Here is a 24,766-nt window from a genome sequence, read left to right as displayed (position 1 = left end):
AAATGATTCGCACAAAATCACTGATGCTCCAATAACACCTCTCGTTACTCGTCGAGCGGTTCGACGACCACGTCCTCGCGTTCGACGGCCAGCCGGAAGGTCGGCACTGTCTTCTGGACGACGTCGACGACGCCGCGGCGGGCGAGCCCGCGCAGTGCCGAGCGCACGTCCTCGGGCGCGGGGTCGATGTCGTGGGCGTCGCGGAGGCTGTGCAGGACCGAGACGACGCTCTCGGCGCGGTCGTCCTCGTCGGCGACGACGGCGAACACCTGTGCCTGGAATGCGGGTACTGTCACCGTTCGTGGGCCGTCGTTTTCGGTGTCGGCTCCCACGAGATCGGCGGCGTCGGCGGTCGCGCGGATCAGACTGTCCTCGTCGCGGTAGTAGTACGCTTTGAGCTCGCTTTCGAGATACTGGTGGACCTCGCTGCCGCTATCCATCCCCCAGTGCTCCTCGAGTTCGCCATTCTTCGTCGGCTGGAGGGCCACCACGTCGGCGAGACGCTCCTGTGCCTCCTCGGAGAGGGCCATCGGCCGGCGGTATGGAAAGCGGCTATAACTTCTTTCTGGAATCCCGTCGCTAGTGTCGATCCATCGCCGGTCTGGTGTGCGTGACAATTCCTGTGAAGCAGCAACGTTACAAGCGCTCGGCCCCACAAACGTGCAAATGCGTCGGTACGAGTGTTTCATCCCCCGTCCGAGCGCCCCAACGTCGCCGCAGCCATGACGGATGCGGACGCCGACACCGATGGCGGGCGGCCCGCGGCTGCCACGACCGACCGCCAACCCCGTCTCTCGATCGCCGAAACCGGCGAGCTCGCCACTTCCGTCATCGAGAACACCGAGGAGGTGATCGTCGGCAGCCACGACGCCATCGAGCATATCGTGACGGCGATGCTCGCGCGCGGCCACGTCCTGCTCGAAGACGTGCCCGGTGTAGGCAAGACCATGCTCGCCCGGGCGATCGCGCGCTCGTTCGAGAGCTCGTTCAACCGCGTGCAGTTCACGCCCGACCTGCTTCCCTCCGACGTGACGGGCGTGAACGTCTTCAACCAGAAGACGCGGGAGTTCGAGTTCCGTCGCGGCCCGATCTTCGCCAACGTCGTGCTCGGCGACGAGATCAATCGCGCGCCGCCGAAGACCCAGAGCGCGCTACTCGAAGCGATGGAAGAACAGCAGGTCACCGTCGACGGCGCGACGCACGCGCTCGCCGATCCCTTCACGGTGATCGCGACGCAGAACGCCGTCGAGCGCAATCGGACGTACGAACTCCCGCTGGCCGAGGTCGATCGGTTCATGAAACGGCTCGAACTCGGCTATCCGACCCCGGACGACGAATCGGCGATGCTGGAGAACGTCGTCGGCACCCATCCGATCGAGACCCTCGAACCGATCGCCAGCCTCGATCAGCTCCGGGCCGCCCGCGAGCGGGTCGCGGCGATCACCGTCGCCGAGCCCGTTCGCGAGTACGTCACCCGACTTGCCAACCACACCCGCGAGCGCGCCCAGCTCGGCGTGAGCCCGCGCGGATCGCTATCGCTGCTGCGTGCCGCACAGGCACGGGCTGCCCTCGATGGGCGCGAGTACGTGGTTCCAGACGATATCCAGCACGAGGCGGTCGTCACCCTCGCTCATCGGGTCCGTCCGGTCGGCGAGAGCGACGAGACGGGCCGTGACGTGATCCGGGCGGCGCTGTCGTCGGTTCGGGTCGAATGAGACCGACGCGCCGGGCGCTCGGGCTGGTCGCGCTGGTTGGACTGGCCGTCTGGCTCGCCATCACGTTCGGCGCGCGCTCGCTGAACGCGCTCGTCGTCCCGGCGCTCGTCGCGCTCGTTGCGGCCGCCGTCCAGCTCTTGCTCGCCGACCGCCCAACCATCCGGCGTCGCCCGCCCGCTGCCGGCTTTCCGGGTGAGACGCGCCGTATCGAACTCGCCATCGAGACCGACGACCCGCTCGCCGCACGGCTCTCCGAGCAGGTCGGCGACGGACTGGCATCGAGCTTCGAGGGGGCGACCCTGAGCGTACCGACGACGATCGAGTACGAAATCGAGCTTCGAGAGCGCGGCGAACATCGACTCGGGCCGCTCACGCTCACCGTCACCGATGCGTTCGGTCTGCTTTCCCGTACCTTCGAGTATCCGCGGCGCACGCCCGTTCTCGTCTATCCCGAACTTCACGACATCGGCGATATGGGCGTCGTCGGCGGGTTCGCCGAACGCGCCGACAAGCGCGAGCGGTTCGACGGGCTTCGCGAGTACGTCCGCGGCGACAGCCTCCGCGACGTCCACTGGAAATCGAGCGCGAAACGCGACGATCTCGTCGTGATGGAGTTCGACGGGACGCGCGAGCTGACCGCCCTCACGGTCGCCGCCGAGGCGACCGCCGGCCACGCCGACGAGATGGCGAGCGCGGCCGCGAGCATCGCCGTCTCGCTGCTCGATGCCGGCTTCGCCGTCGAACTCCAGTATCCGGGCGGCGAGGTCGAACGGACCGGCGGCGAGCAACAGCGCGAGCGGGTGCTGGGCGCGCTCGCGCGGGCGGGCACGGGCCGTGTCGAGCACGAGGCCGATCTCCGCATACTCACCGACGATCGTGGCACGCGGCTCACGGTCGATGGTCGCGAGTTCCCCTTCGAATCGATCGGCACAGCAGCGAACGCCGTGGCTACCGGGAGGGCGGAGTCGTGAGCGTCGCGACCGAGCGTTCGTGGATCGGCGACGGCGCGCGGCGCGCGCTCGCCCTCGGCGCGACGGCGCTGCTGATGGGCTCCTTTCTCGCCGTTCTCTCGCACGTCACCGACGTCGCCGGCGGTACCGACCGGCTGGTGCTGTTCGTCGCCGGTAGTCTGCTCGCGGCGACGGTGCTGGCGCGCTTCCTGCCGGCGGCGTTCGCACCCATCCTCGCCGCCGGACTGTTCACCGTCGGACTCTGGGGCTACATTCAGGCGGTGCCGAACGGCGAGCTGCTCCTCCGGTCGTTCGACGCGGTGCGCGCGGACGTGATCGCGCTGCTGACGGGGCTCTCGATCCTCCGAATCGCCGAGGCGGGCGTCTGGGCGATCGGTTTCGCGCCCGCGCCGACGTTTCTGACGTGGTATCTGGCGCTGCGGCGACACTACGTCGCCAGTGCGGTCAGCGGTGGCGTGGCGCTCGGTTTCTTCGTCCTCACCGGTGATGCGGGACCGACCGTCGCCCTCGTCGGCATCGTCGGTGCCGCCGGCGTCGTCGGTTTCGGCGAGCTCGAACGCCACCGAGGGAGCGTCGGACAGGTCGAGACGCTCGTGGCCGTGCTCGCGGCGATGATCGTGCTTGCACCGCTCGTGAGCGTCGTTCCCGGCGGTGCTGCCGATCCGATGGTGTCCTCCGGTGGTGGCGGTCCGGAGACGGTCGAAGCCGGCCTGCTCACGGGTGGCGACGAGGTGGGGATTCAGGGCTCGATCTCGCTCTCGCCGAAGGTCCGGTTCACCGTCGAGAGCAGTAGTCAAGAGTATTGGCGCGTGGCGAGCTACGACCGCTACACGGGCCAGGGATGGGTCAGAACCGGCGACGACCGACCATACAACGGCTCGCTCGCCGGTCCGCCGGGCGACACGACACAGCTCACGCAGAACTATACGGCCGAGACGTCGCTCTCGATCATGCCGGCGGCGTGGAAGCCGAGCACCGTTTCGGGCGACCCAGCTGACAACGCGCGTGTGACGTCGCTCGCCGGCCTCCAGCCCGACGGGACGCTGGCGAACGGCACGAGCTACACGGTCACGAGTCAGCGACCGAACTGGACGGCCGACGAGCTGCGCTCGGCCGGCGAGGACTATCCCGACGGGATTCGGAGCCGATACACACAGCTACCTGAGAGCACGCCCGAGCGCGTCGCCAACCGGACCGACCGCCTCACGAGCAACGCCGACAACCCCTACGACACCGCCCGTACCATCGAGCGCTGGCTCGAAGGGTCGAAGAACTACTCGCTCGACGTGGATCGGCCGGATGGCTCCATCGCCGATTCGTACCTCTTCGAGATGAACGCCGGCTACTGCACCTACTACGCGACGACGATGGCGACGATGCTGCGAACCCAGGACATCCCAGCACGGTTCGTGACGGGCTACACGCCGGGCCAGCGCGTCGCGCGCGACGAGTGGGTCGTCCGCGGGCTCGACAGCCACGCCTGGGTCGAGGTCTACTTCCCCGACACCGGCTGGGTGCGCTTCGATCCGACGCCGGCCGGGCCGCGCTCGGCCGTCGAAGGTAGCAATCTCGAAAACGCACGCGCGGGCAACGAATCGAACGTCGACACCAATCGATCGGAGGACGGCGAATGGACGCCGACGCCCGAGCCGACGCCCGCCGGCGGAAGCGCCGACGCGGAGGATTCGGCTGCTAACGACTCGGCCAACCCGGCCGGGCTTCAGCGCGCCGCCGAACAGGATCAGGCGGACGCGGCGAACGGCTCGGCGACGCCGGCCGGCGGGGGTGCGGCGGGTGGTACGACATCCGTCGCGGACTCGTCGCCGCTGCCGGAACTCCCCTCGCCGTCGCGCGAGCAGGTGGCGTTCGCGCTCGTCGCGCTCGTCGGTCTCGCGGCGGGCGCACACCGCACCGGGCTGGCCGAGCGACTCTACCGCGCGCTCTGGCTGCGCTACTGGCCGAGCGGGTCGCCGACGTCGACGGTCGAGGCGGCCTTCGAGCGCCTCGAATACCTGCTTGCCGACGAGCACCGCCCACGCCGCGACGGCGAGACGCCGCGAGAATATCTCGCCGCGATCGACGCCGACGACCGCGCCCGCCGGGTCGGCGCAATTTTCGAGCGTGCCCACTACGGCGAGGCAGTGAGTGACGCCGACGCCACCGAGGCGCGAGCGCTGGTCGCGGAGCTCCGCGGCGAGCGCACCCCCGTACTCGGTCGGTTTCGGCGTTCGCGCGAGCGAGGTCCCGACAGTATTTAATATGGCCGTCTCATATATCCCGGTGTAATGTCGGAAGTCTGCTCGACGTGCGGCCTGCCCGAGGAACTCTGCGTCTGCGAAGACGTCGCCAGAGAGTCCCAGCAGATCACCATCCGCATCGACGAGCGTAGATACGGAAAGGAGGTAACGATCGTCGAAGGGTTCGATCCACAGGACGTCGACATGTCGAGTCTGTCCTCGGACCTGAAATCCAAGTTCGCCTGTGGCGGCACCATCGAGGACGACGCCATCGAACTCCAGGGCAATCACACCGGCCGCATCGAGGATTTCCTCCGCGACAAGGGCTACAACGTCGCCTAGGGACCTTTTTACTGCGTCGGGTGCGCTCGCCTGCGGCTCGCGCACCACTCCTTGCAAAAAGCTACGCTAAAAAGGTCCCGCTCGTTCGCTGCGCTCACTCGCGGCGAACCGCGCTCATTTCATTCGCGCGGACACTGCGCTTTCCGCAAACTGCACAGCACCGCGACTGTTGACTGCACCGCACCCGCTCTCGCACAGCACCGCAGAAGCCCTCGCTCCCTCACGTTCGTTCGGTCGTCTGCTCGCGGGCCGGAGGCCCGCTCGCACGGTACGAGGGACCTTCGGTCCCTCGCTACTCGCCCTTCATCCGCCAGGCACCGCTGCCGCGACCGCACCGCCACCGCCCCCGCAGCCGCCGCGGCTGCACCGCCACCACAACTGCTGCGGGCCACCGAAACCCGACGGGTTTTCATCGCCCGCGTCTGAGCCATCCCCAATGGACGACGATCTTCGCGAGCGCGTCGAGCACGAGGCCGAGCGCCACGCCCTGCTCAACGCGGTCAAACACGGTGAGGAGGCCGACGTCGGCGCGGTGATCGGCCCGCTGATGGGCGAGAACCCTGATTTCCAGGAGCACGGTGACGAGGTGCCGGGCGTCGTCGCCCCCGTTGTCTCGCGGGTGAACGAACTCGACGAGGAGGGTCGCCAGAAGCGTCTCGAAGCGCTCGCGCCCGACCTGCTCGCCGATCTCGAAGCCGATGACGAGGGCGACGACCATCCGCTGCCCGACCTGCCGAACGCCGAGGACGGTGGGGTCCGAATGCGGTTGGCACCCAACCCGAACGGACCCTGGCATCTCGGTAGCGCCCGCATGCCCGCCGTCATCGGCACCTACAAGGATCGCTACGACGGCTGGATGCTCTGCCGATTCGACGACACCGATCCCGAGACCAAACGCCCCGATCTCGCGGCCTACGACGCCATCCTGGATGCGATCGATTACCTGGGATTCGAACCCGACGAAGTGGCCCGGGCCTCCGACCGGATGGAGACCTACTACGAGCACGCGCGCGAACTCATCGATCTCGGCGGCGCGTACACCTGTTCGTGTCCCGCCGCGGAGTTTTCCGAACTGAAGAACTCGGGCGAAGCCTGTCCACATCGGGAGAAAGCGCCCGAGACGACGCGCGAGGAGTTCGACGCGATGGTCGCTGGCGAGTACGACGCCGGCGAGATGGTCCTCCGGGTGCGCACCGACATCGAGCACAAGAACCCGGCGCTCCGCGACTGGGTCGCCTTCCGGATGATCGACACGCCACATCCCCGCGAGGCGGCCAGCGAGTACCGCTGCTGGCCCCTGCTCGATTTCCAATCCGGCATCGACGACCACCTGTTCGGGGTCACGCACATCATCCGGGGCATCGATCTTCAGGACTCCGCCAAGCGCCAGCGGTTCCTCTACGACTACTTCGATTGGGAGTATCCCGACGTGACCCACTGGGGCCACGTCCAGATCGACGCCTACGACGTGAAGATGAGCACCTCGACGATCAAGGGACTCGTCGAGGCGGGCGACCTCGACGGCTGGGACGACCCGCGCGCGCCCACGGTCGCGAGCCTCCGCCGGCGCGGTATCCGTGGCGACGCCATCACCGGGGCGATGGTCTCGCTCGGCACGTCGACGAGCAACGTCGATCTGGCGATGAGCGCGATCTACGCCGCCAACCGCGAGCGCATCGACGAGGAGACCGACCGTGCCTTCCTCGTTCGCGACGGCGTCGAAAAGACCGTCGTCGGCGGCCCGGAAACGGGTGAACCGCCGGTCCATCCCAACCACGAGGATCGCGGCGTTCGTGAGATCCCCGTCGGGGGAGCAGTGCTGGTCGAACCCGACGACGTGCCGGCCAACGGCAAGCGCGTCTGGCTCAAGGGATACGGCTGTGTGCGCCACACACGCGACGCCTTCGAGTTCGTCGGCACCGACATCGATATCGTCCGTGAAGAGGGCGTTCCCGTAGTGCACTGGGTGCCGGCCGACGACAACCGCGCGGTCCTGTTGCGAACGATGGAGGGCGATGTCGAGGGTCGTGCCGAACCCGGGATCGCCGACCGGGAACCCAACGAGATGGTCCAGTTCGAGCGCATCGGCTTCGCGCGCATCGACGCCCAGAACGAGGGCGAGACCGTCGCGTACTACGCCCACTCCTGAGTCGTTGGCTTCCCTTTCTCTGAGCCATCGGCTTTCTTTCTGACCCGTACGTTTTCGTCCCCGGACGTGCTATCGCCGCCATGACGGGCGCGGAACTCACCGAGTACGTCGCGGGGATCGTCCACGAGGAGACACAGGTCAATGACGTGGGACTCGATCTGACGCTCGCGGCCGTCCACGAGATCGAGACGCCGGGGCGCGTGGATTTCGGCGGTGGAGAACTCGACGCTGCGAGCACGACACCCCGTGGAACGGAGAAGCGAAACGCCGAGGACGATTACGGCTGGTGGCGACTCGAAGCGGGCCAGTATCTCGTCAAATTCAACGAACAAGTCGATGCCGACGAACCGCTCGTCCTCCAGACACGGGACGAACTGCGCGAGCGCGGCGCGTTCCATCCGACGCTGTTCGTCAGCGAGATCGACCGCGTCCCGCTGTCGGTTCCGTCCGGCGGGATCCATCTGAAGGAGAACGCACGGATCTCGACGCTGCTCGCCCCACCCTGACCGATCCGATTCGGTCGAAGAGTTAAATAGTCGGCTGTCGTGAGTGTCGTCTGTTATGGCTATCGACCCTGAATTCGAACAGAACCGCGAGACGGTGGACGAACACGAGGGTCACGACGTCTGGGGGCCGGTCGACGAGCCCGAGGAGTTGGGGATCCACGGTACGCACGTCGCGGTGGATTTCGACATCTGCATCGCCGACGGCGCGTGTCTGGAGGACTGTCCCGTCGACGTCTTCGAGTGGGTCGACTCGCCCGATCACCCCGAAAGCGAGATCAAGGCCGACCCGACCCACGAGGCCCAGTGCATCGACTGCATGCTCTGTGTCGACGTCTGTCCCGTGGACGCGATCGACGTCGACGCGGGCCGTGCCGGCCGAACCTGACCCGATAGCGGCAAGATTATACGGAATACCGGGACGGTAATAGTTGTCGGAGGTGTATGTTAGGAATAGCCACACGGGAGACCGACTAGCAATGCACACAGTCACGCTGACGAAGGGCGTTCCCGACTTCCGCGAGGGACAGGTATCGTTCGACGAGGACGGCCATCTCGAACGGGGCAACACCCCGACGGTGATGAACCCCAACGACAAGCACGCGCTGCGGACGGCGCTCCAGACGAAGGTCCGCCACGGAGGCCGGCTCAGCGTGATGAGCATGGGGCCACCCGGCTACGGCGACGTGCTCGGCGAGGCGATGGAGTCGGTCTACGCCGACGAGCTCTATCTCCTCTCGGATCGCGAGCTCGCGGCCTCCGACACGTGGGCGACGGCGATCACGATCGCCACCGGGTTGCAGAAACTCGACGAGACGCCGGACCTCGTGTTCGCGGGGTTCAAAACCGCCGACGGCGAGACCGGCCACACCGGCCCGCAGGCGTGCTGGTGTCTCGACTGGCCGATCATCACCCACGTGATCGCGCTCGACGTCGACGAAGATGAGGGAACGGTGCGCGCAAAGCGCCTCGTCGAGGGCGACATCGAGGAGATCGAGACCGTCGAAGCGCCGATGCCGGCGTTCGTCGTCGCCGATCCGGAGTTCGAACCCACCTACCGCACGGCTGGCGACCGACTCACGCTGAAGGACCTCCGCGCGGAGACGAAAGAGCGCGCGAAGAACCACGAGGAGCACCTGACGACCTGGGATCACGCTGACCTGAACCTCGATCCCGATTACATCGGGTTGGACGGCTCGCCGACGATCGTTTCATCAGTTGACCCGATCCCGAAAGCGCCTGCCGAGCGCGAGGCGACGATGATCGATCCGGGCGACGAAGCGGGCATGAACGAGGTCTTCGACGCGATGGCGGCCCACGCGGGAGGCGAGCGATGAGCGAGTTCGACCCCGGCAAGCACACCGTCGAACAGCTCCAGGACGAACTGGCGAAAATCGACAGTCCGCGCGAACTCGAAGGGTTGCTCGATGCCGAAAAAGACGGCAAACAGCGAAAGAGTGCTCAGGAGGCGATCCGCGCACGGATGCGCGCGGTGAACGCCGACGAGGACGAAGCAGTCGATGAGGATACCGAAACCGAAGGTGAGTATCGCGAGTCGGCCGACGAGATCGAAGATCTCGCGCTCGATCCGGGCGAGTACGACATCGCCGAGTTCGGTCCAGCGATCAAGGACGTCGAGGACATCGACGAACTCGACGCGATCCTCGATGCGGAGCGGGCGGGCGAGGACCGAGAGAACGTCGTGACGCTGATCGAGAGCCGGATCGAGAAAGTGGGTGAAAGCGAGGCAGACGAGGACGGCGAGATCGATCCCACCGAACTCTCGACGGCCGGGCTCGGCAACGCCCTCCAGGGGATCGACGACATCGAGCGCCTGCAGGCGGTCCTCGACGCCGAACAGGCCGGCGAGGATCGGGATGCGGCGACGAATCTCATCGAAAAGCGCATCGCGTCGGTTCAGGAGGAGGACGAGCCAGACGAGATCGAGGTCGTTCCTCCAGAAGAGAAACACCCGGATCTCGACCATCCGACGGCGGACAAACAGTACGTCAAGGCGCTCGACGACGGTGTCTATCGGGACATGTGGGTCTACTGCGAGACGCAGGCCGGCGAGCTCGTCGACGTCTCGAAGGAGATGCTCGGCAAGGCCCGCGAACTGATGGACGGCTACAACGACGCGTACGACGAGGACGAGCGCGTCGTGGCGGTGCTCGTCGGCAGCGATGTGGAAAAACACGCCGAAGACGTCATCGCCTACGGTGCGGACGTGGTCGTGTACCACGAGGACGATCAGCTGGAGCGGTTCCAGCACAAGCCCTACACCGAACTGTTCTGCGATATGGCGCGGGCGGGCGCGACACCCGGCGAGAGCCGCGGGCGCGAGACGGGTGCTGGCTGGCGCGACTACGACGAACCGCGCTATACGGTGTTCCCGGCGACGAACAACGGACGGGATCTCTCGGCGCTCGTCCAGGGCGAACTCGATTCCGGACTGGCTTCCGACTGTTCGGATCTCTACATCGAGGAATCGATGATCTCGAACCCGGCCAAGACCGGGCGACCGGGCGCGAAAAAGGAGTTCGAGCGCGTGCTCCACATGAAGCGCCCGGATTTCTCGGGGTTCGAGTATTCGACTATCCTCTGTCTCGACAACCCGACCCGGGAGTTCCACCCACAGGGCGCGTCGGTGATCCCGGGGAGTTTCGACCTGCCCGAACCCGATCACGACAGGGAGGGAGAGATCGTCGAACACGCCGACGAGCTCGACGAGGAGTGGCTCCGGGTTTCGGTCACCGATCACGACCGACTGGACGAGGGTGTCGATCTCACCGGTCACGACGTGGTGGTGGCGATGGGGCGGGGGATCGACGACAGCCCAACCGAGGGGATGGAACTCGGGCTCGATCTCCGCGACGCCTTCGACGACGCCGCGCTCGGCGTCTCCCGGGGGATCGTCACCGGTGCCTACGAGTTCGCGGGCCACGTCACGGAGTACACGGCCGAGGAACGCCAGATCGGCGAGACCGGGCAGGTGGTCGAGCCCGACCTCTACATTGCCGCCGGGATTTCGGGGGCCGTCCAGCACAAGGTCGGCATGGACGAATCCGAGACCATCATTGCTGTGAACACCGATCCCGACGCGCGCATCCGCGACTTCTCCGACTACTTCATCGAGGGCGATCTCTTCGCGGTGCTGCCGACGCTCACGGCGGCGCTCGAATCGGGCGAACTCGAACCACAGCAACTCGCGGCCGATGGAGGCAACAACGATGACTGACGAACACGAACATTACGAGGCAGTGGTGGTCGGGGCGGGACCCGGCGGCGCGGCGGCGGCCGCGACGCTCGCGCGCAACGGTGTCGAAACGGTCGTTCTCGAACGCGGCGTCGATGCTGGATCGAAAAACGTCACCGGGGGCCTCATCTACGCCGAGGAATCCGCCCCCTACACGATCGACGGACTCCTGCCGGGATTTCGCGAGCACGCGACCGAACGGCCCGTCACCGACTACTACATCCACAACATCGCCGGCGAGAGGGTGAAGACGTTCGACATCACCCGGGGTCACGAGCGCGACACCGAGTGGGCCGACGCGGTCCTGCGCCGGAAGATGGACTCGTGGATGGCCGAGCAGGTCCACGAACTCACCCGTGAGACCGGCGGCGGACTGTTGACGGGCGTGAAGGTGAACGGTCTCCTGCGGGACAACAACGAGATCGTCGGCGTCACCTGCGAGGAGCTCGACCCGATCGAGGCCGACTTCATCGTCGCTGCCGACGGCGCGAACTCCGAACTCGCGCGCGCGGCGGGGCTGATGGACTGGGAAGAGCCCGAGGAGTGGTTCCAAGGCGTGAAGGCCGTCGTCGACATGCCCGGCGATGCGATCAACGAGCGGTTCGGGATCGATGACGACGAGGGCGAGGCCCATCTGTTCTCCGGCGATCTCTACGACGGCGTCCGCGGCGGTGGCTTCCTCTACACCAACGAGAACTCGCTGTGCATCGGGAACGTCTTCCATCTCGACAGCATCGTCGCGGAGGAAGCCGAGGTCCAGGAGTTGCTCGATGCGCTGCTCACGCATCCACTGCTTGCCCAGTGGCTCGGTGAGAAGTACAACGAACGGGAGTATTCGGCCAAACTCGTCCCCGATTCGAAAAAGGCCGCCAATCCCTCGCCCCACGAGGGACGGCTCGTGCTCGTCGGCGATGCGGGCGGCCAGATGCAGGCCCAGGGACCGATCATCAAGGGGATGAACCACGCGGTGACGGCCGGCGCGCTGGCAGCGGAGGCGTTCGTCGAGGCTCGTTCCAGAGGAAAACCCAATACTGCCGGCGAGCGCTACGAGCAGCGCCTCCACGACGAGGGCGTGATGGCGAAGCTCCGACCGATGCGCTACGAGATCGCGAGCGCGGCCGGCGAGAACGATACCGCGACCGGACTCGCCGAACGACTGCTCGATTCGCCCCTCGGGCGCGCCGGCGTGCGCGCCGCCGACACGGCCGGGCTGCTCGGGCGGGCCTACGGCTCGCCGTATCTGGCGACGATGATGCCCGACACGAAGACGCCCTACGTGACACTGCCGACGATCATCGCCGAGGAGCTCGGAACGCGTGTCGCGGACGACACCACCATCGAGCCGCCGAGTCTCGGCGAGCGCATCGGCGAGCTGACCTACGACACCGACGTCGGCAACCCACACATCGTTCTGGAAGACGACTCCGTTGAAGCCAGCGGCGCGGCCGTGACGGCCTGTCCGGTGAGTGCCGAGGGGTTCGGCGGTGGCTGCTATCGTGAGGAGACGGTGCAATCGAACGGCGACGAGGAGCGTGTCGTGAGCCTCGACACCCAGCCCTGCGTCGAGTGTGGCACCTGTGCCATCGTCGCCGACACCCAGTGGGAACACCCACGCGGCGGCAAGGGCGTCGAGTTCCGGGAGGGCTGATGGCTCACCCGGAACCGGAGTATCGCGAGCGGATCGACGAGCTCGCTGCGCGGGCCGCCCATGATCGTGCGACGTTCGAGCCGCCCGAAAACCCGCCGGACGAGGAGCGCGCAATGGCGTTCCTCCGCGAGGGGCTCGGCCCGCTCGTGGTGCTCTATCTCGACGCACGGACCGCCGACCGGGATATCGCGTTCTCTGGCGACGAACTGGCGCAGTTCCACCGCGCGACCAACGACTGGCTCGCGCTGTACGCGCGCTGTTATGGCGTTGCGATGGAGCCGGACGCGACCATCAGAAAGGCCGCCGAGGTGCTCATCCAGACGGACGACATTCAGGCGACAGCGCAGTTGCTCACACAGGTGCCGCCACGGCCGACGGGATAGTCCTGTGCTCGCCAGCGGCCGCCGATTCGGCATGGCATCCCTTCGAACTTTTGTGATTCGGCGGTCATGGCACTCGTGCGAAATCTCGGTCAACAGTTAAGTGACGTGGTGTGCTAACTACGACCATGCAAGTGTCGGAAACAGTTGATTTCAGCCACGAAGATAGGAAGAGCATCTACAAATATATCGAGGACAGCGACGATCCCGTCGCCGCCGGCGACGTCCGCGAGTCGCTCCGGCTCGATCCGAGCGGCTTTCGTCACCACGTCGCCATCCTGAAGCGTGACGGGCTCGTCACCGAGGAGGGGAGCGAGCTCCGGGCGACGTTCGAGGGCAGCGACGAGACCGACGAGGAGCAGTTCGACGCCGAGGGGTTGACGTTCACCATCCGGCCGGCGATCGAGACCGACCGCTCCGGGCTGGTTGGAGTCATCCGACAGGTCGCCGGCGGCAAGACCTACACAGTCGCCGAGAGCGTCGCCGACATCATCGATCACGAGGAGACGGTCGTCCAGAACTCCCCTGTCCACTCGCGGATGTTCTTCGTCGCCACCGTCAACGACGAGGTGGTGGGCTGGATCCATCTCGAAACTCCCGAACTGGAGAAACTCTCGCACACGGCCGAGCTCACTCTCGGCGTCCTGGAGGAGTATCAGGGCCACGGCATCGGCGGCCACCTGCTCGATCGTGGGCTCGACTGGGCCGACGAGAAGGGGTACGAAAAGCTCTACAACTCGATCCCCTCAACCAACGAGGAGGCAGTCGAGTTCTTCGAGGCACACGGCGGAGAGGTCGAGGCCGTCCGCGAGAACCACTACACGTACGACGGCGAGTACATCGACGAGGTGATGCTGGCGCTCGAACCCTGATCACTGCCAGTTCTCGCCCGCACCCTCTAGCGGCTCGGCGACGACACCCTCTTGCTGGACGAGAGCGCGACCGTGCGCTGTACAGACCTCACGATTTGCGGCCCACGGAACGTGCAGTCGTACTGCTGCCGGCCGATCGCAACCTTCCTCGGCACACGCGGCCATACTCGCCGTTCGACACGAGTGCATACAACGATTGTCCTCAGAGGAGGATGACGGCCACGAGCGCGACGAGCATCGTCACCGTCACGAGCAGCTGGACGACCGTCGAGGCGAGCACCCCGACGGCGGCGTAGAGCGCCGCGCGCAGGCTGCGTTCGGGATCACGGTGACGGTAGAACTCGACGGCAAACACGGTGCCGGCGACGCCGAGGACGATGCCGAGCGGCCCGACGACGAAGAAGAGGGCGATGCCGACGATTGCCGCGAGCGTCGTCGTGACCATCGACGCACCGCCGGCGCGCGCCGACACCGCTCCGCCGAAGTAGTCGGCAACGAGCGCGAGCACGCCGACCACAGTGAGTGCGGCGAGCAACAGCGGCCCGGGCTCGGTGTAGCCGCTCGTCCACCAGTAGAGATAGACGCCGACGAGCGAACTCAGCGTGCCCGGCACCAGCGGCACGACGCTGCCGACGACGCCGACGACGAGCAGCGCGAGCGAACCGACGACGAGCCAATCGACCATGCGCCACGTGTGATCCCGGCGGTTATATACCGACGGACCGAACCCGATCCGTCGGGCGATGGGGTCCGCCTACCACAACCGCTGGGCAGCCAGCTGATGACTCCTCCCGGAGACAGCCATGTCGGGACCCCATCCACTTCGTGCGCTCGAAACGGTCGCCCTGATCGCCATCGGCGGGTTCGCCGGTGCGAACCTCCGCTTTCTCATCGCACGAGTCCTCCCTGGAGCAGGCGGCACGCTTCTCGTCAACGTCGCCGGGAGTTTCGTGCTTGGCTTCGTCCTCTACGAGGCACGCTATACGGGAATCCTCACCGAGCGGGCACGGCTGGTCCTCGCCACCGGCTTCCTCTCCTCGTTGACGACGTACAGTACCTTCGCGCTCCAGACGACGCTGCTCGCCCGCCCGCTGTGGATGGTCGCGAACGTGCTTGCGACCTACGCGCTCGGGTTCAGTGGCGTGCTCGCGGGGCGGACGCTCGCCCGCCGGGTCGGTGGAGGCGATCGATGACCGCGATCGACCCGGCCCACCTCGTCGGCACGGGCGGCGCGCTCGGTGCGCTTGCCCGAGTGTACGTGAGCCAGCGCTTCGAGGGCGAGTACCCGGTCGGCACGCTCGTGGTCAACGTCCTCGGCAGCCTCGCGCTCGGGCTGGTGACGTTCGCCGGTGCGGGCGAGATCGTCGTTCTCCTGGTCGGTACTGGCGCGTGTGGCTCCTTCACGACCTTCTCCTCGTTCTCGTTCGAGACGGTGCGCCTGATCGAGGAGGACGAGATCGGCCGGGCGGCGGCCAACGCGCTCGCGAACCTCGCCGGATCGCTCGCGGCGATCGGGCTCGCCTGGCTCGCGGTTCGTGCGGTCGGCTGACCGTCGCAGGCTCCGTCGTCGTTCGCCCTGTGAACGGATCGGTCGTCACTACGTCGGTTCGCGACAGGTTTTTCGACCGTGGGATGGTTCTCCGGGTACGCAATGCACCAGCCAGTCGAGGGCGAGACACGAACCTTCGAGCGCACGTTCACCGTCGAGGACGTCCGGCGGTTCGGGGAGCTCTCCGGCGACGATCAGGCTCGCCACACCGAACCGGACGAGGACGGGCGCGTGATGGTACAGGGACTGCTGACGGCGACGATGCCCACGAAGATGGGCAGCGACAGCGAGGTGCTGGCCAGTACGATGGAGATCGATTTCCGGCGGCCGGTCTACACCGGCGACCCGATAACCTGTCGTTCGACGTACAAAACTGTCGTCGAACGTGACGCCCACTACGAGTTCGTCTCGGATGTCGTCTGCGAGAACGGCGACGGCGAGACCGTGTTGACGACCGAGACCGAGGGTATCATCCGAAAGAACGCTTGACCTCGGATCGGGTCACTCGCCACCATCGACGTATCGGTCGCGTTCGTCGTGGGCCGCACGGTTCCCGTAGCGATCGACGAGCGGTTTGTAGGCGTCACCGAGCGCGCGCATGCATGCACCGGCCGAGACGTAGTCGAGTGCGTCGGCCACCGCTTCTGTCGAGCGAGTCTGCAACACGCGCATGACGAGCAGGCGTTCCTCCCGTGCCGAGAGGTCGCTGTCCGCGTCCGTGAGATGGCACAGTGCGAGCGCGCGGAAGACGTGCGGATGGATCTCGGCGAGTCCGGGACCGTAGGCGGCGCTGGCGGCGACGCGCCACTCGTGGTCGGAAAAATTCACCTCGGCAGTGACGTGGGTCGCCCCGAGCGCGGCCCGGACCACGTCGGGATCGAGTGCAGCGAGCGCGTCCGACAGCGTCGCGCCGACGCGCTCGACGAATCGCCGTGCGTGGCGATCGCGGAGCTCTCGACCGGCGTCCGACAGCGGTGTGAGCATCAGCGCGGAGTGTTCGCCGCTGCGCTCGTTGCGCGTCGTCGCGAGATAGACGGTCGAAAAGTCGTTGCGTCGCCAGAATTCGACGAGTTCGGGCGTCGCGCCGTAGCCGACGCCGAGCCAGTCGGTCGTCGCGTTCGCCCGTATCTCGTCGAGCAGTCGCGAGCCGAGCCCGCGCGAGCGGGCGGCTGGATGGGTGGCGATGCGGAGCACGCGTTGGCCGGTCGGCACGCCCGCTCGTTCGTCGCGGAGCTGGCTCGTGAGCACGTCTGGGAGGAGATGACCTTTGAGACGATTACCCTCGTACACCTCGTGGCGCAGGTCTGCGGAGAGGCCGCCCTCGCGAGCGAGCAGCGCGACCGAGACGACGTGACCCTCGGAGAGGAGCGCGTGAACGGAGACGTTCGGCGCGTCGAGCAGGCGCGCGAGGTCGTTCGGCTCCGTGCGGTAGTGGGCGGCGACGAGCAGTCCGAACGCCTCGCGCAGACGGTGTTCGTCGGCGAGCAACTCCTCGGAGTTCAGTCGTGCGTAATCGACGGTTTCAGGCGTTGCACCCTCGACTAACGGCACGACGGGCGGGCGTGCGTCGAGCAGGAGCGCGCGGAAGGCCCAGACCTCGACCGGATCGCCGGCGTCGTATCTGATGGGATCGTCGAGGCGCTGCTCGTGCACGGTGAACGCGCTGTCGTCGAGGCGGTCGCGAAAGCGCACCGAGAACCCGCGGCCGGCCCCCTCGTAGCCGTGGACGGTCGTGACGAACGCGACCGCCGGTGCGGCGAGGAATTCGGTCAATCGGTCGACCGGGAGCGCGGCGGCCTCGTCGACCACGAGCAGGTCCGCCCGTTCGGCCTGCTCGGTCGCCACCGCGGGCTTCGCGAACCGCACCTCCCCTCCCCCTATTGCGCCGAGTCGGTGCGGGGTTTCGTCTTGGTCCACGTCGGCGAGCCCGTCGAGCGTCGCGAGGAGCTCACGCGCCCGTTCGAAGATCGGTGCGGCGCTGCGGTAGGCGGGGGCGGTCACGAGGACGTCCTTTCCGTCGGCCGCCAGCGCACCGGCGGCCAGCCCGGCGGCGCTCGATTTTCCCCGCCCACGATCGGCCTCGACGACGAGTGCCTCGTCCGGCTCGCGAAGGTCCTCGAAGGCGTGGACGGTCGCCATCTGATCGGGAGTCAGACAGGCCTCGTAGGTCGTTCGCGGAAATCCGTGTTCGTCCGGCAGATCGGGTGCGGACCGCTGCTCGCGTGGTGGTGGATCGGTCAGACCGTCGCACTCGACGGTTCCCGAATCGACGTTCGCGATGGCGATTCCCCGATGCGCCCGGAGCGTGTCGACCAGTCGCTGCCGGAAGTTGCCGGCCACCGATGCGGGTTCGTAGGGTGGCACGGCGAGCGTCATGTCGAACTCGTCCCGACGATCCGGCCACGAATCGAGCGGCGGCACGAGTAGAACGAGTAGTCCGCCGCCGTCGACGGCTCCCACCGTGCGCCCGATTGCGTTCGGCCGACACTCGTCGTGGCAGTCGAGAACCACCGCGCCGCGGGTTCGACCGAGGAGTTCGTCGGCGTGTTTCGGCGTGATTCGCTCACAGTCGAGTTCGTCACCGCTCCCGCCGGCGACGAGCGTCGTCGCCGTTCTCGAAATCCCGGCCCCATCGAGCGCTTCGCGCGCCTCGACGTAGCAGTCCTCGCGCTCGCCCGTGAGCACCAGCGCACGGCGCTCGTTCGCCCGGCGGGCTTCGTCGCCGAGCGCGGCCGCGAGGTCGGCGATCATACCGTTGGACGGATATCGGGCGGCATGGGTGCGTCGGTTCGCTGTCTCACCCCGACCCACAAAACTTAGTCCGTGCGTCACGAACGCCGAGTGGATGGACGAGCGCGGTGATTCCACGTCGGCGTTCGAGCAGCTCCGCGAGCGTTTCGGCGGCGAATCGGATTCAGCATCGGCGGACGATTCCGACGAACCGGCGTGGAAACGCTATGGATCGCTGCTCCAGATCGCACTCGTCGTCGGCGCGGCCTTTGGCGGCACCATCGTGAGCGTCGCCTCGACGGCCATCGACCGGACCACGAGCATTGCCCGCGCGAGTGGTCCCGCGCTGGCCGAAACTCTCTGGCCGATCCTGCTCGGGATCACAGCGCTTGCGGTGGTGATCTGTTTGGTGGTCGTCGGCCTCTCGGTGCGGAACGTCTGAGTCGATCCTTTTTCGAGACCCATCGCGATCGTTCTCGCTCGCTGCCGGTGCCGATGCGTTCGACGATGACTACACCGACCCGTGTGCTCTCGCGTGTGAATGGACCACGCCGATATCGACGAGATGGTTGGTCAGAGTTGCGCCGAAGAGACCTGCCTCAAGCAGCAGCGATGAGATTCCAGCGGTCACTGTGAGATAGATCACGCCGACGATCGCTATCGCAGTGACGAGGACGAACGCGACTTTCCGACCGAGCGGTGCGTTTCGATACCACCGATCCGCACGTCGCCCCGTTTCCGTTCGCCGATGCCAGTGCCCGAAGCCGACGCCGATGAGCATTCCGACGACGAGTGCGAGTAAAAAGGCCGACAGTCGAACGTCGTCTCCGACGTACTCGTACACGAAGAAGATCGCCCAGAACGCCCAGAGTACGATGAACCCGACGACCAGTATCGGTCCCTGTTCGAAGAGATGATCGGGGAGGTCGTCCGTCCGAGTTGCCATGTTCGGATCACACCTGACGGTAAGAAAAGGTTTGTGTGAACTCGTCCGTGCGCTCGCCTCGCACGGCGTGCATGCTTTGAAAGCGCTTTTATGCAGGGCTACGCTACCGCTGGCTACAGCCTGTGCGGGGTTGTGAAGCTCCCAGCCTCAGGGATTCGGTCGCCGCCGAGGAACCCTCGGCGAGCAGTCAAAAGCGAGGCTTTTGACAACGGCGGGGGAGACAGAACTCGCGCACAGGAGGACCACACAATGTCAGTTTATGTCACCTATGACGTTCCGGCGGACCTCGAAGACGACGCCATCGAGGCGCTCGAGGTCGCCCGGGACACCGGCACGGTAAAGAAAGGTACCAACGAGACGACCAAGGCCGTCGAGCGGGGCAACGCATCGCTCGTCTACATCGCCGAGGACGTCAGCCCGGAAGAGATCGTGATGCATCTGCCCGAGCTCGCCGACGAGAAGGAGATTCCCTTCGTCTTCGTCGAGACCCAGGACGACGTCGGCCACGCGGCAGGCCTCGAAGTCGGCTCGGCCGCCGCGGCCATCGTCGACGCCGGCGACGCCGACGAGGACGTCGAGGACATCACCACCACCGTCGAGGACCTCCGATAGGACGATGAGCGCCGAAGGAACTGACTCCACGCCCGCCGAGGTCATCGAGGTCGTCGGCAAGACCGGGATGCACGGCGAGGCGATGCAGGTCAACTGTCGGATCCAGGAAGGCGAGAACAGAGGACGGATCATCACGCGCAACTGCCTCGGTCCGGTCCGCGAGGGCGACGTGCTCCAGCTCAGGGAGACCGCCCGCGAGGCCGACTCGATAGGGGGTCGCTGATGGTCGACACGCGGCCGTGCGACTACTGCGGGTCGGAGATCGAACCCGGCACGGGGACGATGTTCGTCCGCGTCGACGGCGAGGTCATCCACTACTGCTCGTCGAAGTGCGAGAACAACGCCGATCTCGGTCGTGCCGCCCGCGATCTCGAATGGACCGCCGACGGCCGGCGCAGCACCGATAGTCAGGCGGGGACGCCCGACGAGGTCGAACAGGTCGCCGCCGAACCGTCGAGCGAGGGCGACGAGACCGTCGCCGACGAGATGGACACCGTTCCGGGCGAGAGCGAGGCCGAGGCGGTCGCGGCGGCAGCTGGCGACGCCGGTTCGCGCTCTGGCGAGCCCGCAGCCGCAACCGACGAGCGCGTCGATGACGACGCCACGGCCGACACCGACGAACTCGACGAAGTCGAGGGCCGGAGCGCTGGCGGCTCGGACCCCGACATCGAAGAGGACCAGGACACGGCCGACGTCGACGAGAGCGAGGCCGAGGCGAACGTCGGCGAGGAGACGGTCCGCGACACCGACGACGATGGCGAGGACGACCAGTGAGTTCAGTCAGACGTTCCGGCTCGTTCCACTCGCCGGCTGCGACTGACAACCTCACACTCGACATGGAGTGTCTCGCGTGAGCCACGACGAACGAACCTTCGTGATGGCCAAACCCGACGCCGTCCAGCGGGGGCTGATCGGCGAGATCGTCTCCCGGCTCGAGGGCAAGGGGCTGAAGCTGGTCGCGGGCAAGTTCATGCGGATCGACGAGGCGCTCGCCCACGAACACTACGGCGAACACGAGGGCAAGCCGTTCTTCGACGGGCTCGTCGAATTCATCACGTCCGGCCCCGTCTTCGCGATGGTCTGGGAGGGCGACGACGCCACCCGGCAGGTCCGCCGGCTGATGGGCGCGACCGACGCGCGCGACGCACAGCCAGGAACGATCCGGGGCGACCTCGGCAACGATCTCGGTCACAACCTGATCCACGGCTCGGATCACGAGGACGAGGGCGCGAACGAGCGCGAGATCGACCTCTTCTTCGACGATGAGGAGCTCCTCGATTGGGATCGCGACGCGTCGACCTGGGTCTACGAGTAGCTCGACCCGTCGGATTCGTTTTTCGGACGTTTGCGGAAGGACAGTCGTTTTCGGATGCTCTAGATGCTCGTCGTTCGTTCGCCGCCGAACAGCGCGAGATAGCCGATGCCGGCGACGCCGACGACGAAGGCAGCCACGCCCGCGATGAGCAGCGTCTCGCTGTAGCCGACGATCGAGGCGGCGGAGACGAACAGCGGCGGGCCGACGGTCGTGCCCAGCTGGAGGATGCTCGTCCGGATGCTCATGATGCCGCCGCGGAAGGCGTCCGGCGTGAGCGCGTTCAGCGCCGTATCGGTGATCGGTTCGGCGAAACCCTGACCGAAGCCGAACAGGAAGAGTGCGCCGGCGAGCACGAGGATGGAGTCGGTGAGTGCGGCGACGCTGAGGCCGACTCCGTAGGTGAGAAAGCCGAGCGCGATGAGCCGCAGCGGCGAGAAATAGCCGAGCAGGCGCGAGGACTGCGAGGAGGTCACCCCCATCGCCACCGCCGGCAGTCCGAGCAGGAGGCCGATCGCGCCCGAGGAGAGCCCGTAGGAGTCGTCGAGCACGAACGGGATGACCGTGAGCTGTGCGCCGTAGAGGATGACGAAGATGCCGAAAATCGCCGTGTAGAGCACGAGTGCCGTTCGTGTCGGGATCGCCCGTGCCGCCTTGACGAAGTAGGAGAGCCCGCCGGATTCCGACTCACCCTCGGGATCGGGCAGGATCGCCGAGCCGGCGATCGCGACGAAGACGGCCAGCGCGAAGCAGATGAACGGCACCGTCCACGAGATGAGCGCGAGCCCACCGCCGATCAGGGGGTAGCCGGCCGCGCCGATCGCGAGGATCGCGGCGTTCAGCCCGATGAACCGGCTGCGCTGCTCGCCGGTGAAGATGTCGCCGAGCAGGGTGACGGTGAGGCTCATGATGGCGCTGCCGGCGGTGCCCTGGACGACCCGGAGGGCGAGGACGGTCGTGAAGTCCCCGACGAAGGCGACCGCGAACCCGCTGATGCCGAACAGGAACAGCGAGGGGACGAGCACGCGCTTGCGCCCGATTCGGTCGGAGACGAGTCCGATGAAGGGTGTGAGAACGATACCAGGGAAGGTGAACGCCGAGATTAGCAGGCTCGCCTGGCTGGTCGAAACGTTCCATGCCGCCTGGATCGTCGGGAGCGCCGGACTGATGAGCGAGACACCCATCACGCTGACGAGCGTGCTTGCGAAGATGACGAGCACCGTCGGCGAACGATCGGTTCCGAGTCGCGTCGATAGCAGCTCTCTCATGGTGGTCACTCGCGCGGCGCTCAGCCATAGCAAACGGACTCACCACGGATCGTGGAGTTCGACGGATCGCTGCGTGCGTCGCGCGTTGCGTGGCGTTCGCCCACGCCGCGTTTGAAACTTGCGCACCGCGGTCGCCAGTGATAAACCCGCCCCATGTGCGGGGAAATCTATATCCGCTCACACCGATATCAAATGGTATGTTACCGCCCGGCACGGGGGATGGAATGACCGCACACAACGGGCAAGCGTGGCGATGGATGGACGATCGGCGATGACGGTACCCATCGAATCGGAGCTGAGCCGTTCGGAACTCGCCGATCGACAGGACGAACGCCTCGTCGAGACCGTTGCGAACGCATACGAGAACGTTCCCTTCTACCGCGATCGGCTCGACGAACACGGAGTCTCGCCGGACGACATCGACGGTATCGACGATATCGAAACCTTGCCGATGACGACAAAGACGGCCTTTCGCGAGGAGTATCCCGATGGGCTGTTCGCGGTCGGCGACGACGAGATCGCCCGGATCCACGCCTCGTCGGGAACGACCGGCAAGTCGAAGATCGTCGGTTACACCGACGCGGATCTGGAGCGCTGGGCGGCGGTCGTGGCGCGCTCGCTCGCCGCCGCCGGGGTCGAACCGGGCGATACGGTGCAGAACGCCTACGGCTACGGCCTCTTCACCGGGGGACTTGGCCTCCACGACGGCACCGAGCGCCTCGGCGCGACGGTCGTCCCGATGGGTGGTGGGGACACGGCCCGTCAGCTCACGATGGCCCAGGACCTCGGTAGCGACGCGCTCGCGTGCACGCCCTCGTACTGTCTCTATCTCGCCGACTGTGCCGAAGAACGCGGTCTCGACCCGCATGATCTCCCCTTCGAGACCGTGGTCATCGGCGCGGAACCGTTCACCGATCCGATGCGTGAGGAGATCGAGGCAGCGCTCGACGTCACCGCCATCGACATCTACGGACTCTCCGAGATCGTCGGGCCGGGCGTGGCGATCGAATGCGCGGAGAGCCAAGACGGCCTCCACGTCTGGGAGGACCAGTTCTACCCCGAGATCGTCGATCCCGACACCGGCGAGACCCTCCCGCCGGGTGAGACGGGCGAACTGGTGTTGACGACGCTCACGAAGGAGGCCCAGCCGATACTCCGCTATCGCACGGGTGACATCACCCGCCTCTACGAGGAGGAGTGCGACTGCGGCCGCGTCGAACGGCGAATGGGCAACGTCACGGGACGGACCGACGACCTGCTCATCGTTCGCGGCGTCAACGTCTACGCGAGCCAGATCGAGGCAGTCATGGTCGGGATCGACGACGTGGCACCCCACTACCGAATCGATCTCCGTCGTGAGGACAGCCTCGACACGATGGCGATCACCGTCGAACCACACGAGCGCTCGGCGACCACCCCGGCGGAGCTCCGTGCGACGATCGAGGAGCGACTCGGCGAGGAGCTCGATGTCTCGCCCGACGGCATCGACGTGGTCGAGCCCGGGACGATCGAGCGCACCGAGGTCGGGAAGGTGAAGCGGGTGTTCGATCACCGTTGATCAGGCGAACAGCTGCGAGAACAGCGCGTGCTGGCCGCGATGGAGGCGCTCGATGAACGCCGACTTGCTGATCCCGAGATCGTCGGCGACCTCCGCGGCGGTCGCGCCCCGCGGAACGGTGAAGTAGCCACGCTCGACGGCCGCCCTGAGCGCTTCTTCCTGTCGGGGGGTCACGTTCCAGCGCGTCGCGATCGCCTCCTCGTCGTCGGCCTGGAGCGGATAGGCGCGTTCGAGCGCGACGCCGACGGTCTCGCCGGCAGTGTTCAGCACGCCCCTGAGAACGTCGTGGCCGACGACCGCACCGGCGACGGTCGCGCTGCCCTCGCGATAGCGCAGCGATTCGACGATGAGGCCCGCGCTCACGAGATCGTGGACCACGCACGGCTGTTTCGAGAGACAGCGACCGTTCTGTCGGCCGTCGACTCTGGCGAGGTGGAGATAGCGGATGCGGTCGTCCGCGTCGAGCGTTGTCGCGAACCGCTCGGATTCGGGGGCGGTGAAGCTCAGGAGGGCGTTGCCGTCGGCGCGCAGCTGTGGCGGTTGGGCGTCGATCTCGATGCCCGCCGCCCGCGTGGCGTCGGCCAGCGGGCAGTCGTCGTCGCGCACGCGGAACTCGACGACGAGACACTCGTCTATCACGACCGTCGTCGCCGCCGCGCACGTATAAACCCCGTCCATGGACGTGTGAAGGTCTATGATGATAGAACGACGATGTGGG

Annotated in this window: 28 protein-coding genes and 1 riboswitch; of the genes, 21 read left to right on the top strand and 7 right to left on the bottom strand. The window is 66.6% G+C overall.

The features are described from left to right. Positions 1 to 44: 44 nt before the first annotated feature. Positions 45 to 530: a DUF5797 family protein gene (locus MUK72_RS11760; protein WP_244700902.1), complete on the bottom strand. Its 486-nt coding sequence runs from the start codon at positions 528 to 530 to the stop codon at positions 45 to 47. Positions 531 to 722: 192 nt separating this feature from the next. Here MUK72_RS11760 and MUK72_RS11755 point away from each other — a divergent pair, with 192 nt between their 5' ends. From MUK72_RS11755 to MUK72_RS11700, 12 genes are all read left to right on the top strand, one after another. Next, a complete protein-coding gene (locus MUK72_RS11755; RefSeq protein ID WP_244700899.1) occupies positions 723 to 1,715 on the top strand; it encodes an AAA family ATPase in 993 nt (330 codons plus the stop codon). Beyond that, a complete protein-coding gene (locus tag MUK72_RS11750) occupies positions 1,712 to 2,686 on the top strand; it encodes a DUF58 domain-containing protein (protein WP_244700896.1) in 975 nt (324 codons plus the stop codon). The genes MUK72_RS11755 and MUK72_RS11750 overlap by 4 nt, the downstream gene beginning before the upstream one ends. Further along, on the top strand, positions 2,683 to 4,944 hold the full coding sequence (locus MUK72_RS11745) for a transglutaminase TgpA family protein (RefSeq protein ID WP_244700893.1): 2,262 nt from the start codon (positions 2,683 to 2,685) through the stop codon (positions 4,942 to 4,944). Before MUK72_RS11750 ends, MUK72_RS11745 begins: the two co-directional genes overlap by 4 nt. Before the next feature lie 27 nt (positions 4,945 to 4,971). Then, positions 4,972 to 5,265, top strand: coding sequence for a stress response translation initiation inhibitor YciH (gene yciH, locus MUK72_RS11740; RefSeq protein WP_004054969.1), 294 nt, complete (start codon positions 4,972 to 4,974; stop codon positions 5,263 to 5,265). A 436-nt stretch (positions 5,266 to 5,701) separates the two neighbouring features. Then, on the top strand, positions 5,702 to 7,414 hold the full coding sequence (locus MUK72_RS11735; protein WP_244700890.1) for a glutamate--tRNA ligase: 1,713 nt from the start codon (positions 5,702 to 5,704) through the stop codon (positions 7,412 to 7,414). Positions 7,415 to 7,494: 80 nt separating this feature from the next. Further along, the gene (locus tag MUK72_RS11730; protein ID WP_244700874.1) at positions 7,495 to 7,920 is read left to right on the top strand and encodes a dCTP deaminase/dUTPase family protein; all 426 of its coding nucleotides are present in this window, start codon (positions 7,495 to 7,497) and stop codon (positions 7,918 to 7,920) included. 55 nt (positions 7,921 to 7,975) lie between these two features. After that, positions 7,976 to 8,305, top strand: coding sequence for a 4Fe-4S dicluster domain-containing protein (locus MUK72_RS11725; protein WP_004054966.1), 330 nt, complete (start codon positions 7,976 to 7,978; stop codon positions 8,303 to 8,305). Between the two features lie 91 nt (positions 8,306 to 8,396). Further along, on the top strand, positions 8,397 to 9,254 hold the full coding sequence (locus MUK72_RS11720; RefSeq protein WP_244700871.1) for an electron transfer flavoprotein subunit beta/FixA family protein: 858 nt from the start codon (positions 8,397 to 8,399) through the stop codon (positions 9,252 to 9,254). Next, complete coding sequence (locus tag MUK72_RS11715) at positions 9,251 to 11,155, top strand: electron transfer flavoprotein subunit alpha/FixB family protein (RefSeq protein ID WP_244700868.1); 1,905 nt, start codon at positions 9,251 to 9,253, stop codon at positions 11,153 to 11,155. Before MUK72_RS11720 ends, MUK72_RS11715 begins: the two co-directional genes overlap by 4 nt. Continuing rightward, positions 11,148 to 12,821 carry an FAD-dependent monooxygenase gene (locus tag MUK72_RS11710; protein ID WP_244700865.1) on the top strand — a complete coding sequence of 558 codons (1,674 nt, stop codon included), beginning with the start codon at positions 11,148 to 11,150 and terminating at the stop codon, positions 12,819 to 12,821. The genes MUK72_RS11715 and MUK72_RS11710 overlap by 8 nt, the downstream gene beginning before the upstream one ends. Beyond that, a complete protein-coding gene (locus MUK72_RS11705; protein ID WP_244700861.1) occupies positions 12,821 to 13,204 on the top strand; it encodes a DUF8055 family protein in 384 nt (127 codons plus the stop codon). Before MUK72_RS11710 ends, MUK72_RS11705 begins: the two co-directional genes overlap by 1 nt. Before the next feature lie 125 nt (positions 13,205 to 13,329). After that, a complete protein-coding gene (locus MUK72_RS11700; RefSeq protein ID WP_004054961.1) occupies positions 13,330 to 14,073 on the top strand; it encodes a GNAT family N-acetyltransferase in 744 nt (247 codons plus the stop codon). On the opposite strand, the gene MUK72_RS11695 is transcribed toward MUK72_RS11700, so the two are convergent. Beyond that, on the bottom strand, positions 14,074 to 14,238 hold the full coding sequence (locus tag MUK72_RS11695) for a DUF8014 family protein (protein ID WP_244700858.1): 165 nt from the start codon (positions 14,236 to 14,238) through the stop codon (positions 14,074 to 14,076). Between the two features lie 37 nt (positions 14,239 to 14,275). Next, positions 14,276 to 14,758 carry a DUF456 domain-containing protein gene (locus tag MUK72_RS11690; protein ID WP_244700855.1) on the bottom strand — a complete coding sequence of 161 codons (483 nt, stop codon included), beginning with the start codon at positions 14,756 to 14,758 and terminating at the stop codon, positions 14,276 to 14,278. Positions 14,759 to 14,803: 45 nt separating this feature from the next. Further along, positions 14,804 to 14,871: riboswitch (Fluoride riboswitch) on the top strand. A 5-nt stretch (positions 14,872 to 14,876) separates the two neighbouring features. Between MUK72_RS11690 and MUK72_RS11685 the strand changes: the two genes are divergently transcribed. The 3 genes from MUK72_RS11685 to MUK72_RS11675 all read left to right on the top strand — a co-directional run bounded on the left by MUK72_RS11685 (position 14,877) and on the right by MUK72_RS11675 (position 16,111). Further along, a complete protein-coding gene (locus MUK72_RS11685; protein ID WP_244700852.1) occupies positions 14,877 to 15,266 on the top strand; it encodes a CrcB family protein in 390 nt (129 codons plus the stop codon). Next, a complete protein-coding gene (gene crcB, locus MUK72_RS11680; RefSeq protein WP_244700850.1) occupies positions 15,263 to 15,622 on the top strand; it encodes a fluoride efflux transporter CrcB in 360 nt (119 codons plus the stop codon). The genes MUK72_RS11685 and crcB overlap by 4 nt, the downstream gene beginning before the upstream one ends. 102 nt (positions 15,623 to 15,724) lie before the next feature. Beyond that, positions 15,725 to 16,111, top strand: coding sequence for a MaoC family dehydratase (locus tag MUK72_RS11675; protein WP_244700847.1), 387 nt, complete (start codon positions 15,725 to 15,727; stop codon positions 16,109 to 16,111). 12 nt (positions 16,112 to 16,123) lie between these two features. Here the strand turns inward: MUK72_RS11675 and tmcA are convergent, their stop codons facing one another. Further along, positions 16,124 to 18,373: a tRNA(Met) cytidine acetyltransferase TmcA gene (tmcA, locus tag MUK72_RS11670; RefSeq protein ID WP_244700843.1), complete on the bottom strand. Its 2,250-nt coding sequence runs from the start codon at positions 18,371 to 18,373 to the stop codon at positions 16,124 to 16,126. A 94-nt stretch (positions 18,374 to 18,467) separates the two neighbouring features. On the opposite strand from tmcA, the gene MUK72_RS11665 reads away from it, so the two are divergent. Then, entirely contained in the window at positions 18,468 to 18,794 is a 327-nt protein-coding gene (locus MUK72_RS11665; protein ID WP_244700840.1) for a hypothetical protein, read from the top strand. A gap of 69 nt (positions 18,795 to 18,863) precedes the next feature. On the opposite strand, the gene MUK72_RS11660 is transcribed toward MUK72_RS11665, so the two are convergent. Further along, complete coding sequence (locus MUK72_RS11660; RefSeq protein ID WP_244700835.1) at positions 18,864 to 19,298, bottom strand: hypothetical protein; 435 nt, start codon at positions 19,296 to 19,298, stop codon at positions 18,864 to 18,866. A gap of 249 nt (positions 19,299 to 19,547) precedes the next feature. Between MUK72_RS11660 and rpl7ae the strand changes: the two genes are divergently transcribed. The 4 genes from rpl7ae (at position 19,548) to ndk (ending at position 21,225) form a co-directional block, all read left to right on the top strand. Further along, entirely contained in the window at positions 19,548 to 19,910 is a 363-nt protein-coding gene (gene rpl7ae / locus MUK72_RS11655) for a 50S ribosomal protein L7Ae (RefSeq protein WP_004054951.1), read from the top strand. A gap of 4 nt (positions 19,911 to 19,914) precedes the next feature. Further along, positions 19,915 to 20,133, top strand: a complete 219-nt coding sequence (locus MUK72_RS11650) for a 30S ribosomal protein S28e (protein WP_004054950.1) — start codon at positions 19,915 to 19,917, stop codon at positions 20,131 to 20,133. Beyond that, positions 20,133 to 20,684: a 50S ribosomal protein L24e gene (locus MUK72_RS11645; RefSeq protein WP_004054949.1), complete on the top strand. Its 552-nt coding sequence runs from the start codon at positions 20,133 to 20,135 to the stop codon at positions 20,682 to 20,684. The genes MUK72_RS11650 and MUK72_RS11645 overlap by 1 nt, the downstream gene beginning before the upstream one ends. 103 nt (positions 20,685 to 20,787) lie before the next feature. Beyond that, entirely contained in the window at positions 20,788 to 21,225 is a 438-nt protein-coding gene (ndk, locus tag MUK72_RS11640; RefSeq protein ID WP_425311085.1) for a nucleoside-diphosphate kinase, read from the top strand. Positions 21,226 to 21,284: 59 nt separating this feature from the next. On the opposite strand, the gene MUK72_RS11635 is transcribed toward ndk, so the two are convergent. Beyond that, entirely contained in the window at positions 21,285 to 22,490 is a 1,206-nt protein-coding gene (locus MUK72_RS11635) for an MFS transporter (RefSeq protein ID WP_244700828.1), read from the bottom strand. Positions 22,491 to 22,743: 253 nt separating this feature from the next. Here MUK72_RS11635 and paaK point away from each other — a divergent pair, with 253 nt between their 5' ends. After that, complete coding sequence (gene paaK / locus MUK72_RS11630; RefSeq protein ID WP_244700824.1) at positions 22,744 to 24,048, top strand: phenylacetate--CoA ligase PaaK; 1,305 nt, start codon at positions 22,744 to 22,746, stop codon at positions 24,046 to 24,048. Here the strand turns inward: paaK and MUK72_RS11625 are convergent, their stop codons facing one another. Continuing rightward, entirely contained in the window at positions 24,049 to 24,687 is a 639-nt protein-coding gene (locus MUK72_RS11625) for a helix-turn-helix domain-containing protein (protein WP_343749947.1), read from the bottom strand. Positions 24,688 to 24,766 lie beyond the last annotated feature (79 nt).

The sequence above is a fragment of the Halococcus dombrowskii genome (assembly GCF_022870485.1).
GTDB lineage: Archaea > Halobacteriota > Halobacteria > Halobacteriales > Halococcaceae > Halococcus > Halococcus morrhuae.
This window is presented reverse-complemented; position numbering and strand designations above follow the sequence as displayed.

Coding starts and splice junctions, on each gene's coding strand:
- paaK (WP_244700824.1), top strand. CDS start 22,744: ATGGATGGACGATCGGCGATGACGGTACCCATCGAATCGGAGCTGAGC.
- MUK72_RS11710 (WP_244700865.1), top strand. CDS start 11,148: ATGACTGACGAACACGAACATTACGAGGCAGTGGTGGTCGGGGCGGGA.
- MUK72_RS11715 (WP_244700868.1), top strand. CDS start 9,251: ATGAGCGAGTTCGACCCCGGCAAGCACACCGTCGAACAGCTCCAGGAC.
- MUK72_RS11695 (WP_244700858.1), bottom strand. CDS start 14,238: ATGGCCGCGTGTGCCGAGGAAGGTTGCGATCGGCCGGCAGCAGTACGA.
- MUK72_RS11635 (WP_244700828.1), bottom strand. CDS start 22,490: ATGAGAGAGCTGCTATCGACGCGACTCGGAACCGATCGTTCGCCGACG.
- MUK72_RS11690 (WP_244700855.1), bottom strand. CDS start 14,758: ATGGTCGATTGGCTCGTCGTCGGTTCGCTCGCGCTGCTCGTCGTCGGC.
- MUK72_RS11755 (WP_244700899.1), top strand. CDS start 723: ATGACGGATGCGGACGCCGACACCGATGGCGGGCGGCCCGCGGCTGCC.
- MUK72_RS11750 (WP_244700896.1), top strand. CDS start 1,712: ATGAGACCGACGCGCCGGGCGCTCGGGCTGGTCGCGCTGGTTGGACTG.
- MUK72_RS11675 (WP_244700847.1), top strand. CDS start 15,725: ATGCACCAGCCAGTCGAGGGCGAGACACGAACCTTCGAGCGCACGTTC.
- tmcA (WP_244700843.1), bottom strand. CDS start 18,373: ATGATCGCCGACCTCGCGGCCGCGCTCGGCGACGAAGCCCGCCGGGCG.
- crcB (WP_244700850.1), top strand. CDS start 15,263: ATGACCGCGATCGACCCGGCCCACCTCGTCGGCACGGGCGGCGCGCTC.
- MUK72_RS11705 (WP_244700861.1), top strand. CDS start 12,821: ATGGCTCACCCGGAACCGGAGTATCGCGAGCGGATCGACGAGCTCGCT.
- MUK72_RS11700 (WP_004054961.1), top strand. CDS start 13,330: ATGCAAGTGTCGGAAACAGTTGATTTCAGCCACGAAGATAGGAAGAGC.
- MUK72_RS11650 (WP_004054950.1), top strand. CDS start 19,915: ATGAGCGCCGAAGGAACTGACTCCACGCCCGCCGAGGTCATCGAGGTC.
- yciH (WP_004054969.1), top strand. CDS start 4,972: ATGTCGGAAGTCTGCTCGACGTGCGGCCTGCCCGAGGAACTCTGCGTC.
- MUK72_RS11760 (WP_244700902.1), bottom strand. CDS start 530: ATGGCCCTCTCCGAGGAGGCACAGGAGCGTCTCGCCGACGTGGTGGCC.
- MUK72_RS11665 (WP_244700840.1), top strand. CDS start 18,468: ATGGACGAGCGCGGTGATTCCACGTCGGCGTTCGAGCAGCTCCGCGAG.
- MUK72_RS11725 (WP_004054966.1), top strand. CDS start 7,976: ATGGCTATCGACCCTGAATTCGAACAGAACCGCGAGACGGTGGACGAA.
- MUK72_RS11645 (WP_004054949.1), top strand. CDS start 20,133: ATGGTCGACACGCGGCCGTGCGACTACTGCGGGTCGGAGATCGAACCC.
- ndk (WP_425311085.1), top strand. CDS start 20,788: ATGGCCAAACCCGACGCCGTCCAGCGGGGGCTGATCGGCGAGATCGTC.
- MUK72_RS11730 (WP_244700874.1), top strand. CDS start 7,495: ATGACGGGCGCGGAACTCACCGAGTACGTCGCGGGGATCGTCCACGAG.
- rpl7ae (WP_004054951.1), top strand. CDS start 19,548: ATGTCAGTTTATGTCACCTATGACGTTCCGGCGGACCTCGAAGACGAC.
- MUK72_RS11685 (WP_244700852.1), top strand. CDS start 14,877: ATGTCGGGACCCCATCCACTTCGTGCGCTCGAAACGGTCGCCCTGATC.
- MUK72_RS11660 (WP_244700835.1), bottom strand. CDS start 19,298: ATGGCAACTCGGACGGACGACCTCCCCGATCATCTCTTCGAACAGGGA.
- MUK72_RS11720 (WP_244700871.1), top strand. CDS start 8,397: ATGCACACAGTCACGCTGACGAAGGGCGTTCCCGACTTCCGCGAGGGA.
- MUK72_RS11735 (WP_244700890.1), top strand. CDS start 5,702: ATGGACGACGATCTTCGCGAGCGCGTCGAGCACGAGGCCGAGCGCCAC.